We start from the raw sequence: 20525 nt of genomic DNA, 5'->3' as shown, positions 1-20525 counted from the left end.
GAATAAGGGTTAGAAATATCGAAAATGGGGAAAGAAGCAAAAAGAAAAGAGTATAATACATTAATGTAAGTGAATATTTAATCTACATCGAAGGCATAACAACTGTACTAATTATTGTAAGTATAGCAACGAGTAAAGCACCTTTATTTGAAAGAACAAAGGATACAATTTTACTTCTTTCTAATACAATCTCTTTTTCTTTTACACTTCTTTAAGTGTGAAAAAAATAAGAAAAAGGAAACAGGAAGCATGATTTTAATAAGAAGTCCAGAGTGAACAACTAGCAAATAATACCTACTGTCGGATTAGCGCTTACTGATGCTTCTGTATTCTTAATAAGAAGGCCAATGTTAATGGCATTGGCACCTCCGTTAAGCCATATGCTGTTTGGATCTACTTTAGGTTTGGTAGAGGTATTGGCTTTTTATGGTTATACAGTAAGTATTAATTATATATTTTTCACAGTAAGACACTAAAGAATCTAAAAGTAAAAGGAAAAAGTTCTTTAAATGGCAAACAGCACTGTCTTAAATTTAGAAGGTAACAATGGTGCACAAGAATTAATTATACAATTTTTCTGCTACTTAATGATTTTTGAGATTCTCAAAAATCTATTTATTTAACTGGTATTTAGTCTATACTGTGTTTTGATTAAAAAAAATCTTATGTGTAAGACTTTAATCACGTGTTTTATTTTTTTTATTTGCTCCTTTATGCAATCTTATGCGAATGATTATGAAAGAACCGAAGCTGAGCTATACAAGGAGGCAGTTAAACTTTTCGACCAGAAAAAATACAAACAGGCTATCAGGGCATTTCAAAAAATTGAAGACTTATATCCCCTCTCTTATGGGGCAATGAAAGCCGGGTTATTATCTAGTGTTTCTCACTATAACATGGGTGATTATGCCAGTGCCGCAAGTAATGCAGATGGTTACATACAGACTTATCCAAATGGTGAAGATTTACCGTATGTATATTACTTAAGGATATTATCTTATTACATGCAAATTCATAAAGTGCAACTTGAACAACAAACTGCATACAAAACTTTAGACTTAGCTACCGAGTACATTAATCTCTTTCCAAACAGTATATATACAGAAAAGGTAAAAAGAAAAATAAAGCTAGTCACAGAGCACATATTAGCAAAAGAATATTCTATTGGTAGGTTCTACTTAAGACGTGGTGAATATTTAGCAGCGATTAAACGTTTTCAAAATGTAATAAGCAATAAGGATTCTAGCTATTCTCCTAAATCTATTAGCTATTTAATAACAGCCCATTTAGCTCTCGGCCTTGATTTGGAAGTTCAGCAATATGAAAACCTGTTAGCAGAAAACCCTAAAAAGTAAAAATAAAGTTCACATAAAAATAATAATAGCAAGTTTAAAAATTTGCTTTAGTTTTTTCTATACCTTAGTATATAATCAAGTCTTTAATTATTCAAATGTGGCTGGTCACTCACAATTTTCAAACATAAAACATCGGAAAGGCGCTCAGGATGCAAAACGCTCTCAAAAATTCACAAAGCTCATTAGAGAAATAATGGCTATTGCAAAGCAAGGACTACCTGATCCTGAACTTAATCCACGCCTTCGCTCTGCTGTATCTACTGCACGCAAAGAGAATCTACCAAAAGACAAAATAGAAACAGCAATAAGAAACGCAACTGGTAGTGTTATAGGAAAAAATTATGAGGAAATACAATATGAAGGCTATGGACCCTCTGGTACTGCACTCATTGTTCATGCTTTAACGAATAACCGCAATCGAACTACCTCTGAGGTGCGTCATATTTTCTCTCGCAAAGGTGGAAGTTTAGGAGAAATAGGGAATGTTAGTTATCTTTTCGACCACATAGGATTAATCATCTATAAAGCAGAGAATGTAAATTTTGAAAGTCTATTTACTCATGGAATCGAATTAGAAGTATTGGATGTTGAAGAAAATAACAAAGAAGGATTATACATCATAACTTGTAAAGTAAAAGATTTTAGTAGAGTACGCGATGCTTTTTATGCAAAATTTGGAAAGCCAGAGCTTGTTCGCCTTTCATGGCAACCAAAGGACCTAGTGGAAATTAGCGATAAAGAATTAATTAAGAAATTATCTACGTTAGTTAAAGAGCTAGAAGATAATAATGATGTACAATACGTTGATGGTAATTTTACTTTTGCTGATTCTATTTAAACTATGAGGCTAATAATACTTATATTGCTTTACACTTTACCAATGTTCAACTTACATGCCTCTAAAACACCAGGTAACAATAGAGAGATCTTGTTAATATCCAGTAACATAAAATCTTCCTTTTTTACCACTGGGATCGAACAAGGATTAGCGCCAAATACAGTAATGGAGTTAATCAACATATATGAAAATTTTGGTACAAACTTTGAAAAAGACATTGTACCAGAGAGCAATTTGAAGGTTCTCTTTGAGAGATCGTTTAATGACCAAAAGACCGAAGAAAATATTTTATACACTTCACTGACAACAAACAAAAAAACTACTTGCTTGTATCATTATAAGCCACAAAACGGTAAAAAAAGGTATTTTAATAAAGATGGAATAAGCTTAAGAGGTGGCAAAATTTTCGTAAGCCCTTTAAACGGAGATTTTCACGTATCCTCGAAATTTGGTAATAGAAAACACCCTATTCACGGTAAAGTTATTTTTCACAAAGGAGTAGATTATGCAACTAAATTTGGTGCTCACATACATGCCGCTGCAGATGGTGTAATAGAATATATAGGAAATAATGGAGAGTATGGTAAATATATCAAAATAAAACATAAAAATAGGTATTCAACCTGCTATGCTCACATAAGTAAATTTAGCTGCGATATAAAATTAGGCTCTAAAGTAAAGCAAGGGCAGGTCATTGCTTATGTTGGTAGCACTGGTGTTTCAACAGGGCCACATTTACATTACGAGATCATATACAACGGTAAATATATTGATCCACTTACAATAGCACATAAAAGCAAAGTAAAGTTAATTGATCATGAATTAAAGGAGTTTAAACTATTCGTAAATAAGATAGACAAAACGGTCAATAAAGAGAATTTCAGTGAAAAAAAGTTTAAAAGGTACGTGGAAAGAGATGATAAATAATAAAAATTTAAGTCAATTCCGTTTTTTCTCGTACTTAATAGTATTAAGTTAATCTTATTGTACTTTTACCCTATGATAATATAGTTGCGCTTAAAGCTGTTCTTGTTTCAATACTGATTCTTTTTTAAAAATTTTTGTTAATAATCCTAACAAAGCAAGAGTGACAAAATTTCTTGGATATTATATTGAAGCTTATTTTAAATCTAGAATATCTATTACAGTTTCACTTACAAACAAATATGTTACTTTTTTAAAATTTTTAAGCATTAACGTAGAAAAATTAAGGTGAATGATGCAAAACGGGAATTCAATAGAAATTTTAGTAGTAATTATCTGAAAAGTAAGCAGTCCTGCAAAGGCATATTATAATGCTAGTAACTATTGTAAGTTCGTTTTTGTGCAAAGCAACTTAATGACAAGAGAACTAGTAAGCAATTACCTATGTGCAGTAAAAATGACAAAGAATTTTTGCATGAAAATTGCTAATAAAATTTCAGATGAATTGCTTTCAATATTATAAAAAGGATTAAATATTGTAGAAACTAAAATTATAAAAGCTATAATATTATGTTTTTATATTTTACATATTTATCTGAAATTACACGAGTGATGCTGAGACGCAAACAAGCATATACTGCTACCTCTACAAGAAAATATATAGTGCAAAACGAACGAAAACCATTGAGGAGTAACAGCTAATTCAAAAAAATAAAAGCGCACAATTGAATGGCAAACAAAAGGTTCAACTGTCAATAGTTTTACCGTTTGTCCTAATCTCCAAGCAAGACGCATATCTGACAAACAAGTTAGACTATAATTGACATAAAATACAACAGATGCGTGAACTGGCAACTAAGTAATATTATCAAAACATGTACGTTAGAGATGTTTTAAAAAGCTGAAAGTAAGAAAGTATAACCCTTTGACGTAATTTTAATCGTTAAAACAAAGTAGAAAAATACATGTACATAAATATTAAAGAATTCTTCGTTTCATCGTGATGATTACAACTTAATTGGATTTTCCTCAAGGATATAGAGCATGTGTAGCTAAACTTCTGTGCTGCTTAGCAGCATTGCTAGATTAGTAATTATCATCACATCAATTACTCAAAATATTATTATGATCCAAAATCTACACTAGAATATCGTAACCATATACTACACTGCAACACTGCAATATACAATACCAATACTATCCTTCTCAATAGAAAAATACCTGAGTTAATTATTTTTAAAATTAGGTAATACCACCTATTTTTGCTATAGAATGGAGGAGTAAATAATTTATATAACAGGAATCTTGATAGCACAAATCCAAATTTATGTACTAGGTTAAGCACAACATATTTACTTGATCAAAATTACTATAACTTTTCCAAGTAATAGCTAAAACTTGAAAATAATGGTTACTGCCATTAATAATAACTGGTATTACTAGAAGAACTATTGATCCTAACACTTAGGCATTTTCTCGATGCAACAGGTAGTATCTTTTACACATCTACACTTCCTAAAAGGACACACCTTTAAAAAGAGGTATTACCTGCTTTTCTTTACTGAGAAATACCAAAATATCTCTACTTAGCATACTAAAAACTCAAACACATTAACTAAAGATTAAATAGAAACTACATCTCAGCTTACTTTTCTAAAAAAGAGTTCTTGCTTTAATAATATATATCTGTTATAGGTACTTCTGTTATCAAACTTAACGCTAACATAGTTTCTATTGCTACAGTAGATATAGAGATAAAACATCTTGACTTTGATACACTAGCTTATGGCAAAGAATTACAGGAACAAAAACATTCATTACTAATCCTCTACTTACCAGTAAGAAAATTGATTGCAATTAATCACTAGCTCTTCTAAGACATAGTTATTTAGAATGATCGTTAATGTACTGGAACATTTCTCTAAAAACTTTTTTGTAATTTAACGATAATTCTTGCTTTCATTTACTCTTGTTCTTAATAAAAGAAACTGTTCTTCACTGCTGTAAAATTCTTTTCCGCGTGTATCAGCGCTAGTTAAATTTTGCTTAAATCCTATCCATGCATATTGCTTTCAAGATTTTCCTATCAACAAGTTAATTGAAGTTTTGTCTATATTTTCGTCATTAATAATGAAATTCACTTTATAAAAATCATCATATACTGGTGTTCAAGGATTTTGTTCCTTTGTTATTCCTTTACAACTCTTAATTTACTAAAATTGAAATCTTCGACTTAAGCTTTCAATATAACCATTGGACTTTTCTTTGCTTCTACTATAGCAGTATCCTACCAAACCTTAACTATACTATAAAAATTAATAATAATCTGATAACGGTGCCTGTTGTATAGACTAAGATTCTCCTTTGGTTTAATATAGATGTATAATAGAAGAAGTTTATGATGAAAGAATCATTAGCAAAAACTAATGTAGTGCAAGTTGAAGATAAAAAAGCAGCAAAAGGCTTTTTAAAAATACTAGGTGAAGTAACAGATGCTGTAAGGTCGTGGATTGGTAACATTGGCACTGATTTAGATAATAGTCGTGATATTAATAGTCTAGTTTCGAAGATGAATGAGTGCTTAAATCCAAAAGGAGGAGAAGTCTCAGCACGTAAGAATACTGTATCTCTCGGTAACTTGTATTTAAGTTTATCAGAGAAAGGTAAAATAAGGTTTTTACAAACTCTGGCAGAGAAATTTAATACAAGCAAGACAGAAATAGATAAGAAAATAAAAGGATACAAGGAAAATAAGAATCCTGAGTTAGGCTATAAATTTGAACAGGACTTGATAAAAGTCCTTGAATCACCGCGTTCTAAAATATTGAAGCAATTTATTTCTTTACCAGAAGGCCTCAAGTTTATTGTTGATATGCGTTCTGATGTACTTAAGTTAAGAAATCAATATAAAGAGCTTAACCGATTAGAAAGTGAATTAAAAAGCATACTTCTCTCCTGGGTTGACGTCGATTTACTTGATCTTCGTCAAATTACCTGGGGTTCACCTGCATCATTATTAGAAAAACTTATAAAGTATGAAGCTGTGCATAAAATTTCTTCATGGAGTGATCTAAAAAATAGACTAGACTCTGACCGTCTCTGTTTTACCTTTTTTCATTATAAAATACCAAATGAACCTCTGATTTTCGTAGAGGTTGCATTAATGAATAAGATTGCAGATAGCATTCAATACCTCTTAGATGAATCAACGCCCTCAAGTGATCCAAGCAATGCAAATACTGCTATATTCTATTCAATATCAAATACCCAAACAGGATTGTCTGGAATTAGCTTAGGTAATTTCTTGATCAAAAGGGTTGTAGAAAAGCTATCACAGGAGTTTAAAAGTATAAAAACATACGCAACACTTTCTCCAATACCTGGCTTTACAAAATGGCTAAAAGGAAATCTAAGGCAGGATACTATTTTATTAGGAAAATTAGGTATAAAACAGTCTATTACAAAGATTTTAGAAAGCATAGAACAATTAAAAACTAACACTGAATACGAAAAACAATACTTGCTGAAACTTTGTGCATATTACTTACTAAAGGTTAAAAACAATAATGGCAATGCCTATGACCAAGTGGCACACTTTCATTTAAGCAATGGTGCATCAATAAAGCAACTAAACTGGATGGCAGATACTTCTGAAAAGGGCATTAGTCAATCTGCTGGAATGATGGTGAATTACTTATATGAATTGTCTAAAATAGATAATAATCACGAGAATTATATGATTAATAAAATGATTTCTTGCGCAAAGCAGGTATCATCTATATTAAAAGGATAAGTAAATAATTGTCCTAATAATATTTAAAATACAAAATAGTTTTACTTAAATAAGTAGATTAATGAATAAAATAAGAAATTTTGCAATAATAGCACATATAGATCACGGAAAATCAACTCTTGCTGATCGTTTAATAGAGTGGTGTAATGCCCTTGAAGCAAGAGAAATGACCAATCAAGTGCTCGATTCAATGGAGATAGAACGTAAACGTGGAATTACAATCAAAGCACAGACAGTGAAACTCAGCTATACTGCAAATGATGGTAATCAATATTGCTTAAACCTTATAGATACCCCAGGTCATGTTGACTTTTCATATGAAGTAAGTCGAAGCTTAGCTGCGTGTGAAGGTTCGCTTTTGATAGTGGATAGTAGCCAGGGAATTGAAGCTCAGACCCTTGCAAATGTATACAGAGCAATTGAAAATAATCATGAGATAATAGTTGTACTCAACAAAGTCGATCTTCCTGCTGCAGATCCAGAGATGGTAAAACTTCAAATTGGAGAAGTAATTAGCATTGATACAAGTAACTCAATTTTAATATCGGCAAAAACTGGACTCGGAATAAGGGATGTATTAGAAGCAATAGTGACGAAGCTTCCAGCTCCACGTGGTGACATAAATGCTCCGCTACAAGCAATTTTGATTGATAGTTGGTATGATACTTATCTGGGAGTGGTAATTTTAGTACGAGTTAAAAATGGAATACTAAAAAAAGGCATGAGAATTATCATGATGTCTAACAATGCTACATATCAGGTAGATAATATCGGTATTTTTACCCCTAAAAAGGTCATGACTGGTGAACTTTCAACAGGTGAAATTGGTTTTATAACTGCTTCAATAAAAAAAGTAACAGACTGTAAAGTGGGAGACACTATTACCGAAGAGATAAGACCATGCAGTAAGGCATTGCCAGGTTTTAAAGAAGTCCACCCTGTGGTATTTTGTAGTATTTTTCCTGACAAAACAGATAACTTTAAATATTTAAAAGAAGCGCTAGAAAAATTACACTTAAATGATGCAAGTTTTACTTTCGAGACTGAGACTTCGAATGTGCTAGGTTATGGATTTCGTTGTGGTTTTTTAGGAATATTACATCTTGAAGTTATTCAAGAAAGGCTTGAAAGGGAGTTTAATTTAAGCTTAACAGTAACCGCACCAAGTGTTATATATAAGATTACAACACAAAATGGCAAAATTCTGAACACTCATAACTTTAATGAAATACCAGATCTAACAAAAATTAAGATAGTTGAAGAACCGTGGATTACTGCAACCATAATAACACCTGACCAATATTTAGGAGAAATTATATCTTTGTGTGAAGAGAGAAGAGGAAAACAGAAGGACTTATCTTATATTGGTAACACATCAACAACACTGCTAAAATATAAGCTGCCACTGTCTGAAGTTGTTTTTGACTTTTATGATAGACTGAAATCAATTTCTAAGGGGTACTCAAGTTTGGATTGGAAAGTTTCCGATTATCAGGAAAGTCAAGTAGATAAACTAACTTTTTTAGTCAATGGGAAACTAGTTGACGCATTAACCTGCATTATTCATAAAAGCAGAGTAGAAAAAAGAGGAAGAGAAATATGTTCTCGTTTAAAAGACTTAATACCGCGCCAGCAATACAAAATTATAATTCAAGCAGCAGTAAGTGGTAAAATTATTGCCAAAGAGATAATTAATCCGTACAGAAAGGATGTAACAGCTAAACTTTATGGTGGAGATGTAACGCGGAAGATGAAGCTTTTAGAAAAGCAAAAGAAAGGTAAGAAAAAGCTATATTCTATAGGAAGAGTAGTAAATATTCCACATAATACTTTTATTCAAGCTTTGAAAATAAATGACTAGTATATGGATTATAACTAAAGACACTCAGATTTATTAATAAAATGTTCCTCACATAATTATCAATAATTGTCTTAAATTCCTCAGATATGTTGTTGATTTGTAAAATCTTAATAAACTGCTGAAACTGACTCTTCTCCATATCCAGGTAAACTAATTCCTAAATTAATATATTTACTCTCTCCGAAACCGTTTACGACGCAACCCATAACAGCAATATTTATATGTTCTACATCTGTTTTTTCTTTCAGGCCGGCATGTAAATTTTTATGTAATCATTTACTTCTTTAGTCAATACACGGAAACAATCGCTACTTATGCGCGTCCACATCCTGAACATAAGCTAACTTGAGGTTAAAGTGGTGTAAGCTATGGATTGCAATATTTCTTAACATACTCTCACCTCATTAATTCGCGATTCACCAAGACATTAAGTTAAAAAAGTACGTATCATATCTCCAGCGCCATTTTGTAATAAATAAGCAAGCCCTGCTATAGTACTTATAACACCCCTTATTACTTGCTGGTTTATGTAAGAAAGCATAATTAGAAATCCTTGCAAGTGCCAGGCAAACTAGAATTAGATATTGCACCTACTCATTTTACAAGAAATAATGATTTTGTCTGAGCTGAGTCCAATTTTTCAGCTTTTTTTGCACTGCTAAGACAGACATTATAAGTACTTCACGTAATATGATATCAGAGAATTTTAGATTATTAGATAAAGAGCCTTTGTTTATCAGTTTTTGCATAAGATACTTATCACGGCTACCCGAATTTACTCCAATCCTAATAGAAAGACCATGTTTTACTCATATTCTATAACTCTTTCAAATTTCTTATCACGTTTATTGCTAAAACCTATATTACCTAGATTTATCTTAATTTTATCTAGTATTTTGATGTTTTCTGAATAGTTTTGAATTAACCTATCAATTCATATTGTCCGCAACCTACTAATACCTATCAAAACCCTCTTTATTTATCTCTTCTAGTATATAAAGTATTGCTCTTGCTTTATACTTCTTATGAGCTTTAAGCAACTCGTACTAGCTCTAAACCCGCATGAGCTAGTTCTATTATTTCTTTCGAATATTGCCCAGCACTGTTTTTTACGCTGCTAGGATCTACATTATTAGGCACCATAGATTGCACAACTATGGGGTTACCCCGCCTATCTTTATTCGCTAAACTTTTACAACATGAGTCTTGTCTTATGTCGAGAAGATTCGTGTAGTTTGTTCCATAGATCTTTATCCAGCACATCATTAAATCTACCCTGTAGTATCAATTACACTCTCAAATGAATCCAAACTATTTAAATTATGGTGTGCCTCATTATTAAGATCATTACCGGAATCATGTGAGCACGTTTTTTTTAATGGCATGTTTTTTATAGTAACATTCATAGGAAAATTTTTTTTCTCTTGTGCCGCTTTAACCTTTTTTTCCTCTTGCCGTTTATCTTCAAGCTGCTCGTTTTTATATTTAGAAATCTGCCCTTGGTCTATGAACGTAGCTCCTTTCAGACGTGCAATATCGATACCATACCGGTTTATCATAGCCTCCTTTCCATCATCAACTATACAAGCTTCTAAAGCACTTAGTCTATTATTAAGAATAGCAATTTTTCTTTTCTCCAACTTTTTAGCTAAATTCTCTTTACTTACGTCAGCATTAACCCTACTCTGCAACTTTTTCTTCTTTAGAAGTTCTCTACGCTTCTTATACAGTTTATACGACTCAACAAAATTTTCATCTTCATGAAAGTTTACACCGCCAGGGTTACCTGGAGGTTTATATTTCTCACTAAGCTTTAGTTTAGACTTAGCTTCAGTACTGCATACAATAAAAAAGCTAAAAACCAAAAATATTAGTATAAATAAAACTCGAGAAAAAATCTTAAGCATATAGTGTCATAAATGTTATGCTCTTTAAATAGCAACTAACGAACTTTAAGTAAACCAGAATTTTACTAATCTTCTAATGAAGAGTAACTTATATTTGATTAACGCAAGTGAGTCTTTCAAGTATTTATATACAACTTATTTCATTTCTCTTCTTATTACTGTTTCTTATTAATATATTTATAAAGTAGCTGACTTTTTAGTCACTGTAATATAAAATTAAATAACAGTTAGTGAAAAAATGATGTTAATTTTCAAAAAAACCTAGAAGATATTTAATAGGAAAACATAAATTAGCATTAGAGAAATGAAAGAAATGCTTACCAGAAAACTTAAATACCCTATTAGAGAATTTAGCAAAGCTAGTACCGAGATCTGATCACCAAACAGCATCAAAAGAAACAACAATTTCCTATTAATTTAGGTAACAAAAAGATTCTCATTGAAAGTAAGGCTTTATATTAAGTAAAGCCACACATTCAAACATCTTTTCCCCCAGTTTATTACTATTCTCCAGAGATAGGAACTAAAGAAAGAGAGATTTATGAAAGTAATTCAAGAGTTAAATATTTTACTTTAAATAAGTAAGCTGACTAAACAAGACTCATTAGCAAAGAAAATTGAGAACGGAAATTATATAGCTTAAGTCACACTTGACAGAAAGCTAATAATTCACAAATATATTAACGCTAATAAAGATGGATTAGCTTACTGTAATTCACCACTTATAGTTAGTAACCGGTTTCATGTTCTACTTTAATGAAGGTAAAGGGAAGTAAAATAACTTATATAGATAATAACAGCAGGCATTATAAACCGACATTAGTAAATTTATACAATATAGTAAAAAAGCTAAAATTAGAAGACTTATTTCCAAAAAATGCAGTTGTCTATCTGATATATTAGATTAATTCTATAGGGTAAATTCTGTTTATGCATAAAATCATCCCAGCAAAACAAGAACCAATGAAGAAATTTTAGGAAAACGGAAAAAAGAAAAAATAGATTAACCAAGTATGGAAGCATTTTATTAAAACAAAAGAGCACAATGAATAGTACAATTTCTTGCAAGTTACAAACTACCAGTGCCTGTTTTAGATTAAGAACATCGATAAGAAAGCTTATTGAAGCAAATTACACACCATAAGCTTATAATTGCGCTTGCTAAAGCATAGTGGCTAAAGATAAAAAATTACAAAAAACAGATAAAATAGTGGTGCAAGTATAACTTCTTATTATGGAAATGACTGCAACAGCTTAATTAAATTTCTAGATCTCAAAAATCATAGCTATATTCATCGAGCTCATCTAAAGGATAAAGAAAGTGATGAACTTCTCAAATTACATGACGGAGAAACTAGAACCACTGTAAAATGTTGAATAATTAAACAATATAGCAGCTGTAAAAAAACCGCCTAATAACTACCTAAAACTCTTATTTCCCATTCAAGTTCAACGTTGAACTTATTTTTCACTGCACCTTTTACCCTATTACCAAGAGTCTCTAAGTCAGATGCAGTTGCATTATTATAATTGAGCAAAAAATTGCAGTGCTTCTCAGAAATTTTAGCTCCACCATTATCTAACCCTCGGCAACCAGACTCATCAATTAGTTTCCACGCTTGATAGTTTTTTGGGTTTTTAAATATGCACCCAGCAGTTTTCCCTCTTATTGGTTGGCTTTTGCTTTTTTCGTCAATAATTTCCTTCAGTTTTTTAAGTATAATCTTATACTCTGAACTTACTCCTTTAAACTCAGCTTCAACAAAAATCCACCTACCGTTTAAACTATGCCCACGGTAAACATAATCCATCTTTTTACTTGAGAATTCATACAGGTTTCCATCCTCTAAATTTACTGCTTTTACAGATTGTACAACACTTGCGATATCACTACCATATGCACCTGCATTCATTTCTATTCCACCACCAACTGTTCCTGGAATTCCAACCAGAAACTCTAGTCCACTAATTTGTTGTTCCATCGCAAAGTAAGCTAAATCACTAAGCAGCACAGCACCACCTGCAACTATAGAGTTGTTACCTCTATACTTAATATATCCAAACTCCTGACCTAATTTTACTGTTATTCCTCGAATGCCACTATCTCGTACTATTATGTTAGACGTTGCACCAATAATATTAATTGGTAGCTCAGTATTTTTAATCAAGCATGTTAAATCTCCAATATCACGTGGCTTAAATAATACATCAGCTTGTCCACCGACATTTAACCATGTTATTTTAGACATTAAAGTATTGTATCGATATGTTCCACGCACCTTAGGTAAACTTATAAGCATCTTGATTTCAATTCTAACCCTGCATCCATACCCATTTCCTCTGCATCTTCTACAAATGAAGTACGCTCAGCAAAGTATATACCTTTTTCGTCTGCTAACATACAACAAAGACGTAGCATGTTTTCACTTACATATTCTGCTAAAGCTGCAAGCGGTGTAAAGCATGAACCATTTACTGTCTTCATGAAGCTGCGCTCTGATCTCACCCTTATAAAAGACTTGTTATCATTAATTTTCTCTAAAAGATCGATAGCTTTTACATCATTTTTCCGACATTGAATACAAATTGCCCCTTGTCCCACTGCACTTAACATGGTTTTTGGCGGCAATACCTCTGTAATTAAAAGGTGTTTTTTTAATCTCCTCAGCCCAGCTTCAGCTAGAATTATTCCATCAAAACTATGGTTTTGCAGTCTAGTTATTACATTTCCACGTAACGGCACTATATTCAAATCCGGTCTAAAATTTAGCAGCTGTACTTTTCTTCTTATTGAAGAAGTTGCAATTGTAGCCTGCCGCGGTAAAGTCTCAAGGCTGTCATGTTTATTAGAAATAAACGTATCGTGCGGACTTAACCTTTCTAAAATACAGGGAATTATTAAATCTTTCGAAAAAAATGCAGGGACATCTTTTACTGAATGAACTGCCATATCTATATTATTCTTAAGCAATTTAATCTCAATTTCCCTGAGAAACAGTCTCTTACCACCTATTTCGGCAAGGTTTACATTGGCATATTTATCACCAGAAGTTTTTATCTTAATAATCTCAACAGATAAATCAGGAAAAAAGTCCATCAGTTTTTGTTTTGCTTCCAAAGCTTGAGCAATTGCAAGACTACTTCCTCTGGTACCTATTCTAATTAACATGTATCTAAATTTCAACTTAAACAGTTTACACAATTAGTCTACAATCAATATTTTATATTTACAACTCATGCACAATAGGATTATAGTCAAATCTTTTTTGGTACTGTGTATCTTTCTACTTGCTTTATATATAATATTGCCAAACTACTTTAATAATAAATTCCTTATTTCAAAAAAAAGAATAAACCTAGGGCTTGACCTAAAAGGTGGATCGTCTTTACTTCTTAATGTAGACTTAAATTCTTTTTTAAAAGAGAAATTAAGTATATCAGCCGATGAAATAAAAGAAAGTTTGCTAATAAAAGATATTGAATCCAGCGTACAAAGCGATCAACAAGTAATTGTAACTTTAAATAACATCAATAACTATAAAAAAGTTTCGTTATTAATCCATAAAATAAACCCAAATTTAGAGCTAAACAGAAAAGGTACCTCAATTTTCATCTCATATAAACCTCATTACAAAAATTCTCTAATCAATGAAGTAATCTCAAAATCAATAAGTAATGTTCAGAGACGCTTGGATAAACTTGGTACTAAAGAAGTAAGTGTGCAAAAACAAGGACAGAATAAGATATTAATCCAAGTACCTGGAGTAGAAAACATTGAACAAATAAAATCTCTGCTTGGCAAAACTGCTAAGCTAAGCTTTCATTTGGTAAACAGTAACATAGCCAAGATTAAGGATATAGATCACGAAACTACCATCATGCTCAAGGACACTTCCGGTAATTTCTATCCAATATCCCGCAAAACTGAAATAGGTGGCGATTCATTGGTTAACGCATCAGTTAGATTTGATCACTTAGGCAGACTAACAGTACATTTTAAATTTGACGGTATAGCAAGTAAAAAATTCGCAAAAATCACTAAAGAAAATGTAGGAAAGCCCTTTGCAATTGTTTTGGATAACACAGTCTTAACTGTGCCAATAATACGTGAACCAATTCTAAATGGAGAAGGAGAAATCAGTGGTAAGTTTACTAAGAAACAAGCAAACGAACTTGCAATACTTTTAAAATCTGGAGCACTGCCAGCACCACTTAAAATAATAGAAGAGAAAAATATCGGTCCAAGTCTTGGAGAAGAGTCAATAAAAGCAGGAGAAATAGCAGCGATAATCTCTATTACAGCAGTTACTTTGCTTATAATTATCATTTATGGTAAGTTAGGTTTGTTAACCTCCGTTGCACTGCTTTTTGATGTGATTTCTATATTATTAATTCTTACTCTACTTGAAGCAACCTTAACTCTACCAGGAATAGCTGGTATTGCGCTAACTGTTGGTATGTCAGTGGACGCAAATGTTTTGATATTTGAACGTATTCGTGAAGAAATAAGATTAGGGAAAAGAACAGCTCGCGCTATTGAAGAAGGCTTCAAAAGCGCAATAAAAACAATTCTTGATTCAAATATCACTACATTAATTGCTGCAGGAATAATGTTTATAGTTGGCAGCGGAGCAATTAGAGGTTTTTCCGTTACTTTGTCAATAGGGGTTTTATGCTCAATGTTTTCTGCAATCATAGTTACAAAACTTCTAATAGAAGTGTGCGTGAACCCGGAAAAGCTGGTACTTTAATTTGCGGTACTATTAACTCCAAATAACAAAATTGTTATATAATATTTATCTTGAGTTTTTGCCTTAATATATAAGTTTACAATACTTTTTCTACGTTGCTTGCAAAGTTATTTACTATTAAACAACAAAGTTAAATTTAAATAGCAAAAGCTATTTTATGACATATTTATTAGCTGACTCAAATTAATAAGTTTTATTTCAGTTTTCCTATCTATACTATACAGTTCCTAATTTTTTGGCTTTGAAGGGGCTCAATTAAAACTTTAGCTAAGAAAACACTATTTTACACACCACCTACAACTATTATAGCCATGTTTATTACACTATTTTTGCTTACTAATAAATCCAGCGAAAGAAGATTTCATAAGTAACACAATAGCAAAATATAAATAATGGAATTATAATTGCTTTTTTCATATTCGAAATCACTCATTCCTTTCAAAAGAAAAACAGGATATATTAAATTAAGTTTTCTCTACACGGATTAAAAAAATAGCAATGAGTTCTATAGCCTCTGTAGTGTTTTATTTATGTAATGCATAAATCTATAAATTTCATGCACAAGCGTCTCTGATTTTACCACTGCTTATATAGTAAAGGCATATCACCAATTCAAATGCTGAAAGGAGTTATGATAAACAATAACATTAATGCTTGCATCTTTTTCTAAGTTACACAAGTAATATAAAACATTCTAATAACTTTAGACTGTAAGCAAAAAAGCTAAAAGTACCAAAAAATTAGTGTCCTTTATTTTACTAACACGTACAACAGTTAATACAAAATGTATGTACGTTGTTTATTTTGATTACAATAATGTTTGTTGTAGAGGTGAATGAGCATTATTTTCCTTAGACAAAATGTTTATATGAATTTTTTTGGCAACTAGTTACCTTGTCTTAAGAAAGATTCCTCTGTATATTATGAAACTGGTTTTATCTATTTATACAATAATCGATATGTCCGAAACTGTAGTAAATATATAGTCTAATATTTGCACAGATTAGATAATAATTAATCAAAGAACGCGAAGGTGAAACTTTAAAAATGACACTAAATAAAGATAATCCAATAATAAGAGAACTTGAGAAAGCTGGGGCAATTTTACACGGGCACTTTGTTTTATCCTCTGGACTGCATAGTAGCATATATATACAGTGTGCTAAAATTTTTGAAAATCCAAGCAAAGCCATGAAAATTTGTGCATTACTAACACATAAAATAAAAAAAGAATTAAATAGTTCTATAGATTTAATACTATCTCCTGCAATTGGTGGAATACTTGTGGGTTATGAGATTGGCAAACAGCTTAGAATTAAGACGATGTTTTGTGAACGTGTTAACAGCAAGTTTGAATTGCGCCGTGGATTTGAAATTAAACAAGGTGAAAAACTATTATTAGTTGAAGATGTAATAACTACGGGTAAATCTTCACTTGAAGCTGCAGAATGCGCAGAAGATATGGGAGGTAAAGTCGTTGCTGGAGCTTCTATAATCAAGAGAAATAGTGAAACGCAATTGCCCTTTCCTGTTATATCTTTGCTTGAGCTAAATATTAAAAACTACAGCGAACAAGAGCTTCCTGAAGAATTGAAGCGATTACCAATAACTAAACCAGGAAGCCGGGAATACTTAATAAAATAGTCTTATTTTTGATATGTAATTTGACAAAAACGGAAAAACACTTAACAAATCTTATCAACTTCTTACTATATAATATTGAAGTTCTTATTTATCTTCAATCTATACAAGTTAAATAACAAAAGCACTGTATAGTTGGTGTCTTTATTATAGAAACTACTTCTAAGGTCTAAAATGAAACGACTTGATAAATTATCTAAAGTAATGGGTGCTACTTCAGCACGTGATACTAGAATCTATATCTCTTTTTCTTTCTGAATCCCTGTATCTACTACTTGGATGATAGGAAAAAAGACACTCAAACGATATCAAGAAGTACTAATGTTTTCTATACAAGTAGCAGTTATGTGAAAAGTTGTTATCAAAAAATTAAAAGCTTAATGGTTAATGCTATAATTATAGACCACAATAAAAAGTAATTTTTTACATTTGACTTAATCTTAACTTGAATATTCTCTAGCTTTTGGTCAGCTATTAGGTTTAATTTCTCTATAAGACTAAATATTTCTTGAATTGCTTTTACAAGACAAGAGCTTTTTATTTTTTCTTTATAGTCCATTTTATTTTTATGTTGATTCTTCATCCATGCTTCAACTACTTTCCACATATTGATTTTTGGATAGATTTTTCTGCAAGTTCCCTCTAACAAAATCATAGTTTTTTGCAGCATTAGCAATTGTGTTTGAACTTTCATATCAAAATCACTAGTTATTTTAAATAATTTGGCAAGTAAATCAGCAAAAGAAATTTTCTGTATAGGCTGCCCTATAATAGGTTCACCTATTGCTCTGCACGCTGTAACAAAATTTTTGTGCTGTGGTGAAACATAACCAGCTCTAAAGTGTGCCTTTGCAACGTGATCATAATTCCGACTTAAAAAACCTTTCAGTATCTCTACCACACAGTAGCACGTCTCGCGGTCTATTCGGCCCATAATTCCACAATCTAGAGCAATAATATTATTGTTAATATCAATCATTAAGTTTCCAGGATGCATATCCGCATGAAAGAAGCAATCTCTGTATACTTGATTGCAAAATGATTCTATAAGATTGATAGCTATCTGCTTACGATTATTTAGTTTTTCAACTTCGTATATTGGTGTTGCTTCTATCCATTCTGATGTCAAAACTTTCCTTGAAGTCCTACTCCAATCTACTTCAGGTACATAAAAACCTTTATCATTTCTTGTATTTTCTCTCAGTTCTGAAGAATAAGCAGCCTCAAAACGTAGATCTAGCTCTAATCGGCAAACTTCAGCAAAAGTTTTAACTAATTCAATAGGTTTTAGTCTCTTTGATTGCTCACTAAATCCTTCTATAATCCCTGCAAGCCAAAAAAGCATTTTTATATCCTTTGAGAATATCTTCTCAATATCTGGCCTTAAGACTTTGACCGCAACTTTTTTACCTTCTGTTGTAGTTGCTTTATGTACTTGAGAAATTGATGCTGCTGCAATTGGCTTTTCAGAAAAGCTTAAAAAAATATCGCTTAACTTACAATTAAATTCGCTCTCTATCGTTCTAACTGCTATCTTATAGGAGAAAGACGGTAATTTATCACATATCAACAATAAGTTGTCTGTTATATCTTCATTTAAAATATCAGTACGTGATGAAATAGACTGCCCAAATTTAATAAATACTGGACCTAACTTTTCAAGAGCACATTTTAATTTATAGCCACGTATTTTATTTATTGACTCCTTTGAAGGAAAGAGTAAACGATACAATATGCTATAACGAGTCAACACTGCAGTTATATACAAAAGGCGCAGAACATTTCGAATCATTTTGTTATATGACTGCTAAATATCTCGCTTAAAGTCTTATTCTTCATGATTTCTTCAGGTTTACCTTGGCAATATATAATATGATTTATATAGATAATGTAATCTGAACATGGCACTATGGAACTTAAATCGTGAGATGTCATGAGAATCGAAATTAATCTTTTTTTTGCTATTTCACCTATTATATTATAAAATTTAGTTCGAGCATTAATATCCATTGCGCTAACTGGTTCATCCAAGATAATCAAGTCAGGTTCTGCAATTAAGCAGCGCGCAAGTAACAATAATTGTGTCTGCCCTGCAGAAACTTCCAACACCTGTCTTTTCAAAATATTACTAATACCAACTAATCTCACCACCTCTGTAATAATCGATTGATTCTTCTCTAATCTTTTTGAAAAGCTATTTAAAAGAAGATATTCAACTGTTACCGGCATCAAACTACTAATACTAAAATTTTGTGGCATATAACTAATTCTCATATCATCAGCAAATATAACACTACCAGTATAGTTCTTATTTATACCAGCAACCACCTTTACTAAGGAGGTTTTACCTCCACCATTTGGACCAAGTATAGTAACTACATCCCCTTTTTTCATTGATAAGTTGATATCATCAAGAATTTTCTTATTATTATATGCAAGAGTAAGGTTCTCTATTTTTAGAACACTACTATTGACATTATTTAACTTTTTGACAAGACTTAACTCTTTCTCAATGTTTTCATGAGACATTTACTAGCTTCTTTTCTATTACTTTTGCTTACACTATACCACAGTACTGTCTTTTCATCCACTTTAAAAGTTATAGCCACAATAAAACCTGTACACTCGCTTGTAGCTTCTGTTACAGACAGAATTTTAGAACCAGTCTTACTAGACTATATAACAACTTCTACACATGATTACATATTGAAACCATCTGACGCAAGTAATTTGGAATCAGGTAATGTTATATTTTATATTGATGATAATCTAGAAACATTCGTTAAGACCTTTGCTAAAAACAATAAGAAACTTGTACAGTTATCAAAGGCAGTTAGTCTACTTTCTATTCGACCACATTCATTCTCCAGGCATGTCACTCGTATTCAAGACGAAAAAGACCTACATATCTGGCTTAGTCCAGAAAATGCAAAAAATATGATATTCTCTATAAGTGCAACATTATCTAACATAGATAAGAAGAATGCCCATCGATATAACCATAATGCAATAAAAACCGTAAAAAGAATAGAACAGGAAACAGAGAAAATTGCAAGCGAATTGAGTAACTTTAAAAACAAAAAATACATAGTTACTCATGACGCTTATCAATATTTTGAAAAACATTTTAGCTTAAGTCACCCAAGTGTCATTCTATCTGTAGAAGAAGATACTTATATAGGCATGAGAAGTTTAATGAAACTAAAGAAAATAATGAAGAAAGAAAACATTAAATGTATATTTTCTCCTTCACGAAAAGATAGTATAAAGCCTAAAGCTCTTTCCAGTGATGCAAAAACAGCAATTTTAGACCCTATTGGGTCAAATATAAAACCTGGAAAAGACGCATATTTAACCATAATCAATAGCATCACACAAAGCTTTAAATCTTGTTTTGTTGAATAATGCTACTTTTAGTAAAAAGTACGGTATCTATTCAGAAGTGTGGTTGATGC

At 31.5% G+C, this 20525-nt stretch carries 14 protein-coding genes and 1 pseudogene; 8 read left to right on the top strand and 7 right to left on the bottom strand.

All coding sequences use genetic code 11. From position 1 onward, the window contains the following. Positions 1-665 precede the first annotated feature (665 nt). The 5 genes from WOVOC_RS00970 (at position 666) to lepA (ending at position 8771) form a co-directional block, all read left to right on the top strand. Complete coding sequence (locus WOVOC_RS00970) at positions 666-1355, top strand: outer membrane protein assembly factor BamD (RefSeq protein WP_025264036.1); 690 nt, start codon at positions 666-668, stop codon at positions 1353-1355. A 97-nt stretch (positions 1356-1452) separates the two neighbouring features. Beyond that, entirely contained in the window at positions 1453-2193 is a 741-nt protein-coding gene (locus WOVOC_RS00965; RefSeq protein WP_025264035.1) for a YebC/PmpR family DNA-binding transcriptional regulator, read from the top strand. Between the two features lie 3 nt (positions 2194-2196). Continuing rightward, positions 2197-3120 (top strand): M23 family metallopeptidase, encoded by a 924-nt coding sequence (locus tag WOVOC_RS00960; protein WP_014869055.1) that lies wholly within the window; start codon positions 2197-2199, stop codon positions 3118-3120. 2395 nt (positions 3121-5515) lie between these two features. Next, on the top strand, positions 5516-6910 hold the full coding sequence (locus tag WOVOC_RS00955) for a malonyl-CoA decarboxylase (protein WP_025264034.1): 1395 nt from the start codon (positions 5516-5518) through the stop codon (positions 6908-6910). 61 nt (positions 6911-6971) lie between these two features. Further along, on the top strand, positions 6972-8771 hold the full coding sequence (gene lepA / locus WOVOC_RS00950; RefSeq protein ID WP_025264033.1) for a translation elongation factor 4: 1800 nt from the start codon (positions 6972-6974) through the stop codon (positions 8769-8771). A gap of 49 nt (positions 8772-8820) precedes the next feature. Here the strand turns inward: lepA and WOVOC_RS05005 are convergent. The 5 genes and pseudogenes from WOVOC_RS05005 to hemC form a co-directional block, all read right to left on the bottom strand. After that, a pseudogene (locus WOVOC_RS05005) lies at positions 8821-9001 on the bottom strand (flavodoxin-dependent (E)-4-hydroxy-3-methylbut-2-enyl-diphosphate synthase); the annotation flags it as partial. An 802-nt stretch (positions 9002-9803) separates the two neighbouring features. Next, positions 9804-10037, bottom strand: coding sequence for a hypothetical protein (locus tag WOVOC_RS04730; protein WP_025264032.1), 234 nt, complete (start codon positions 10035-10037; stop codon positions 9804-9806). A gap of 5 nt (positions 10038-10042) precedes the next feature. Beyond that, positions 10043-10678, bottom strand: a complete 636-nt coding sequence (locus WOVOC_RS00940; protein WP_014869051.1) for a TRP75-related protein — start codon at positions 10676-10678, stop codon at positions 10043-10045. A 1412-nt stretch (positions 10679-12090) separates the two neighbouring features. Next, positions 12091-12978, bottom strand: coding sequence for a UDP-N-acetylmuramate dehydrogenase (gene murB / locus WOVOC_RS00930; protein WP_025264031.1), 888 nt, complete (start codon positions 12976-12978; stop codon positions 12091-12093). After that, positions 12969-13847 carry a hydroxymethylbilane synthase gene (gene hemC / locus WOVOC_RS00925; protein WP_014869049.1) on the bottom strand — a complete coding sequence of 293 codons (879 nt, stop codon included), beginning with the start codon at positions 13845-13847 and terminating at the stop codon, positions 12969-12971. Before hemC ends, murB begins: the two co-directional genes overlap by 10 nt. Before the next feature lie 67 nt (positions 13848-13914). Between hemC and secD the strand changes: the two genes are divergently transcribed. Together secD and pyrE are read left to right on the top strand one after the other, a co-directional pair. After that, on the top strand, positions 13915-15429 hold the full coding sequence (gene secD / locus WOVOC_RS00920) for a protein translocase subunit SecD (RefSeq protein ID WP_025264030.1): 1515 nt from the start codon (positions 13915-13917) through the stop codon (positions 15427-15429). A 1047-nt stretch (positions 15430-16476) separates the two neighbouring features. Then, complete coding sequence (pyrE, locus tag WOVOC_RS00915) at positions 16477-17073, top strand: orotate phosphoribosyltransferase (protein WP_025264029.1); 597 nt, start codon at positions 16477-16479, stop codon at positions 17071-17073. A 358-nt stretch (positions 17074-17431) separates the two neighbouring features. Here pyrE and ubiB read toward each other — a convergent pair whose 3' ends face one another. After that, on the bottom strand, positions 17432-18862 hold the full coding sequence (ubiB, locus tag WOVOC_RS00910; RefSeq protein ID WP_025264028.1) for a 2-polyprenylphenol 6-hydroxylase: 1431 nt from the start codon (positions 18860-18862) through the stop codon (positions 17432-17434). Next, on the bottom strand, positions 18859-19599 hold the full coding sequence (locus WOVOC_RS00905; RefSeq protein WP_025264027.1) for a metal ABC transporter ATP-binding protein: 741 nt from the start codon (positions 19597-19599) through the stop codon (positions 18859-18861). The genes ubiB and WOVOC_RS00905 overlap by 4 nt, the downstream gene beginning before the upstream one ends. On the opposite strand from WOVOC_RS00905, the gene WOVOC_RS00895 reads away from it, so the two are divergent. Continuing rightward, positions 19591-20475, top strand: coding sequence for a zinc ABC transporter substrate-binding protein (locus WOVOC_RS00895; protein ID WP_025264026.1), 885 nt, complete (start codon positions 19591-19593; stop codon positions 20473-20475). The two genes, WOVOC_RS00905 and WOVOC_RS00895, sit on opposite strands and share 9 nt — an antisense overlap. Positions 20476-20525: the final 50 nt, after the last annotated feature.

Source organism: Wolbachia endosymbiont of Onchocerca volvulus str. Cameroon, assembly GCF_000530755.1.
Taxonomy (GTDB): domain Bacteria; phylum Pseudomonadota; class Alphaproteobacteria; order Rickettsiales; family Anaplasmataceae; genus Wolbachia.
Note: the sequence above shows the minus strand (reverse complement) of the source record. Positions and strands in the feature narration are given on the sequence as shown.